The organism is Pseudomonas sp. PS01300 (genome assembly GCF_029960155.1).
GTDB lineage: Bacteria > Pseudomonadota > Gammaproteobacteria > Pseudomonadales > Pseudomonadaceae > Aquipseudomonas > Aquipseudomonas palmensis.
Genome location: NZ_JASCPN010000126.1, coordinates 1 through 3,607, shown reverse-complemented (window position 1 = coordinate 3,607; position 3,607 = coordinate 1). Strand labels below are relative to the sequence as shown.

Sequence of the window (3,607 nt, the reverse complement as noted above, 5' to 3'; positions counted from 1 at the left end):
AGTGAAACGATGCATCGCCGATGGTAGTGTGGGGTTTCCCCATGTGAGAGTAGGTCATCGTCAAGATTAAATTCCGAAACCCCTATCTGCATCTGCAGGTAGGGGTTTTGTCTTTGTGGGCCGAAAAAGCTGCGATCACGCAGCTATTTCTCCGTAAGGACGCGTCCTACAACAGGTATGCAATCCTTCAGCGCATAGCTATCATGCGTGCCTCATTGTGAGTCGAGATTGGCATGCTGAAGTTGTTGAAACTCCTCAAGGATGGTCGATTCCATTCCGGCGAGGCCTTGGGTGCTGCCCTGGGCATCAGCCGCAGCGCCGTGTGGAAGCAATTGCAGCATCTCGAGGCTGAATTGAGTCTGCCGGTGTACAAGGTGCGAGGGCGGGGCTACAGGCTGGCTGCGCCTTTGTCGCTGTTGGACGTCAGCGCCATCGAGAGTGCCGGTACAGGCCGGCTCTGGCCAATGCACATCCATGAAGAGATTGACTCGACAAATGCCGAAGCGTTGCGCGCGATCAGTGCCGGTCGCCAGGCACCCTTTCTGGTTCTGGCTGAGCATCAGAGCGCAGGGCGCGGTCGCCGTGGCAGAAACTGGTCAAGCCCCTTTGCGCAGAATCTCTATTACAGCCTGGTGCTGCGTATCGACGGTGGCATGCGGCAACTGGAAGGCCTGAGCCTTGTGGTGGGTTTGGCGGTCATGCGTACCCTTCAGTCCGTCGGAGTGAATGCTGCGGGCTTGAAGTGGCCAAATGATGTGCTGGCCAACGGTCGCAAGATCGCAGGTATTCTTCTTGAGCTTGTGGGGGATCCCGCTGATGTCTGTCATGTGGTGCTGGGTATTGGTGTGAACGTGAATATGCAGACCAACAGCGAGGTCGATCAGGCATGGACATCCGTCCGGCTCGAGACAGGGCAGCAGGTTGATCGCAACCAGCTGGTTGCGCTGCTCAATGAGAATCTGCAGGTTTACCTGGAGCGACATCGTCAGTCGGGTTTTACCGACTTGCAGGCGGAGTGGGAGCAAGGGCACCTGTGGCAGGGGTGTGCAGTATCGTTGATAGCCGGCGTCACCAGGGTCGACGGCGTTGTGCTCGGTATCGATCGTCAGGGCGCGCTGCGTCTTCAGGTCGAAGGTGTTGAGAAGAGCTTTAGTGGTGGTGAGCTCAGTTTGAGGTTGCGCGATGATTCTTGAGCTCGATTGCGGTAACAGTTTTATCAAGTGGCGGGTTATCCGCACCGACGCATCGGTTGTTGGTGGCGGCATCGTCGATACCAACCAGGCGCTGATCGAGGCTGTTGAGGCGCTTGCGGGCGATACCCCGGCCCGTTGCCGCCTGGTCAGTGTACGTACAGAAGAAGAGACCGATCATCTTGGTGATGCCCTGGTGAAGGCGTTCGGGCTGTCGATAGTGCGCGCGCGCTCGGCAACTGCATTGGCCGGGGTTACCAATGGCTATGACGATTACGAGCGTCTTGGGCTCGATCGGTGGCTGGCTTTGCTCGGCGGGTACCATCTGGCCAGAAGGGCATGCGTGGTCATCGATCTGGGAACTGCTGTCACATCGGATTTCGTATCGGCGCAGGGGGAACACCTGGGAGGTTTCATCTGCCCTGGCATGCCATTGATGCGCAATCAATTGCGTACCCATACCCGGCGTATCCGCTATGACGACGAGTCCGCCGAGCGTGCATTGTCGAGTCTGCAGCCTGGGCGCTCTACCGTCGAGGCGGTAGAGCGCGGCTGTACGCTCATGCTGCATGGATTTGTGTTGACTCAGCTCGAGCAGGCGCGCTCATTGTGGGGTGAGGATTTTACCCTGTTCATTACCGGTGGCGACGCAGGCCTGTTGCACCAGGTGGTACCGCAAGCCCGAATCGTTCCCGACCTGGTGTTCGTAGGCCTGGCGATGGCCTGTCCGCTGGAGTGAGGTGTGTATGCGCTGGTTGTTTCTGTTATTGCTGGTCCTCAATGTCGTCTACTACGTCTGGCACCAGCAGGAGGCACCGTTGAGGGCGAAAGAGGTGACATCGCTGTCGCTCTACAAGGGAAGTCAGCAGGGTATTCGTCTACTCAGCGAGTCTCGCGAGGCGCCATCGCAGAAGGACGATGAGTGTCTCTACCTTGGGGCATTGGCTAGCCCCGAGCTACTGAATAGCCTTCGTCAGCGTCTGATCAGCCTGGATATCCGGGCGCGCAAGGTAGTGGGGAGGCTGCCCGACAGTCAGGGGTGGTGGCTGCAGATAGCGCCTGAAAGCCGTCGCTTGCTGGACGCAACGGTGCTCGCCGGACTTTCCCATGATTTCAAAGACTTAAAAGATAAAATAATGTTGTGCGAAGGCGTTGCAACTATCGAATAGTTTGCATAGAATGGCGCCCGCTCCACAGCGATGACCACTAGGTGGTAACGCAGTGAAGCAGTTGTCAAAGTAGCTAACCTCAAGATTTTAATGAGAAAAAGCTTGACAGCAGGACGGCAAGAGTAGAAAATGCCGGCCACATTGGAGGGGTTCCCGAGCGGCCAAAGGGATCAGACTGTAAATCTGACGTCTACGACTTCGAAGGTTCGAATCCTTCTCCCTCCACCAGTTTAGCGAGAGCTGCAAGCTCCGCGGGTATAGTTTAGTGGTAGAACCTCAGCCTTCCAAGCTGATGATGCGGGTTCGATTCCCGCTACCCGCTCCAGGTTTGCTGTTGTTGCACAGTGTTACGCTCTTGTAGCTCAGTTGGTAGAGCACACCCTTGGTAAGGGTGAGGTCAGCGGTTCAAATCCGCTCAAGAGCTCCATATGACAAGGCAGATATGAAAATATCTGCCTTTGTTTTAATGGTCGGTTTGATCTGCTTATTACTTCTACCGGGGGACAGTCTCGATGGCTAAGGAAAAGTTCGAACGTAACAAGCCGCACGTGAACGTCGGCACCATTGGTCACGTTGACCATGGTAAGACGACGTTGACCGCCGCGCTGACTCGCGTTTGCTCCGAGGTTTTCGGTTCTGCCAAGGTTGACTTCGACAAGATCGACAGCGCCCCGGAAGAAAAAGCACGTGGCATCACCATCAATACTGCGCACGTCGAGTATGACTCGAACATTCGTCACTATGCGCACGTTGACTGCCCGGGTCACGCCGACTATGTAAAAAACATGATTACCGGTGCTGCTCAGATGGATGGCGCTATCCTGGTTTGCTCGGCCGCTGATGGTCCGATGCCGCAAACCCGTGAGCACATCCTGCTGTCCCGTCAGGTTGGCGTTCCGTACATCGTGGTCTTCCTGAACAAGGCTGACCTGGTAGACGACGCTGAGCTGCTGGAGCTGGTCGAGATGGAAGTTCGCGACCTGCTGTCCACCTATGATTTCCCAGGCGACGATACCCCGATCATCATTGGTTCGGCTCGTATGGCGCTGGAAGGCAAAGACGATAACGAAATGGGCACCACCGCTGTCAAGCGTCTGGTCGAAACCCTGGATAGCTACATTCCAGAGCCTGAGCGCGCTATCGACAAGCCGTTCCTGATGCCAATCGAAGACGTATTCTCGATCTCGGGTCGTGGTACCGTTGTTACCGGTCGTATCGAGCGTGGCATCGTCCGCGTTCAAGACGCCC

Annotated in this window: 4 protein-coding genes and 3 tRNA genes; all 7 read left to right on the top strand. The window is 56.3% G+C overall.

The genetic code is table 11. The features are described from left to right. Positions 1–233 precede the first annotated feature (233 nt). Positions 234–1,193 (top strand): bifunctional biotin--[acetyl-CoA-carboxylase] ligase/biotin operon repressor BirA, encoded by a 960-nt coding sequence (gene birA, locus QMX96_RS26510; RefSeq protein ID WP_043861944.1) that lies wholly within the window; start codon positions 234–236, stop codon positions 1,191–1,193. Next, positions 1,183–1,929, top strand: coding sequence for a pantothenate kinase (locus QMX96_RS26505; RefSeq protein WP_043861943.1), 747 nt, complete (start codon positions 1,183–1,185; stop codon positions 1,927–1,929). The genes birA and QMX96_RS26505 overlap by 11 nt, the downstream gene beginning before the upstream one ends. 7 nt (positions 1,930–1,936) lie before the next feature. After that, on the top strand, positions 1,937–2,359 hold the full coding sequence (locus QMX96_RS26500; protein WP_043861942.1) for a hypothetical protein: 423 nt from the start codon (positions 1,937–1,939) through the stop codon (positions 2,357–2,359). Between the two features lie 143 nt (positions 2,360–2,502). Next, a tRNA-Tyr gene (locus QMX96_RS26495) sits at positions 2,503–2,587 on the top strand. 23 nt (positions 2,588–2,610) lie between these two features. Beyond that, positions 2,611–2,684 (top strand) — tRNA-Gly (locus QMX96_RS26490). Positions 2,685–2,710: 26 nt separating this feature from the next. Then, a tRNA-Thr gene (locus tag QMX96_RS26485) sits at positions 2,711–2,786 on the top strand. Between the two features lie 85 nt (positions 2,787–2,871). Further along, positions 2,872–3,607, top strand: a 736-nt coding sequence (locus tag QMX96_RS26480) for an elongation factor Tu (protein WP_282362708.1), incomplete at its 3' end; no start/stop codon positions are given.

What these genes read in the sequence shown, in the direction of transcription:
- birA (WP_043861944.1), top strand. Translation starts at nt 234, where the DNA reads ATGCTGAAGTTGTTGAAACTCCTCAAGGATGGTCGATTCCATTCCGGC.
- QMX96_RS26505 (WP_043861943.1), top strand. Translation starts at nt 1,183, where the DNA reads ATGATTCTTGAGCTCGATTGCGGTAACAGTTTTATCAAGTGGCGGGTT.
- QMX96_RS26500 (WP_043861942.1), top strand. Translation starts at nt 1,937, where the DNA reads ATGCGCTGGTTGTTTCTGTTATTGCTGGTCCTCAATGTCGTCTACTAC.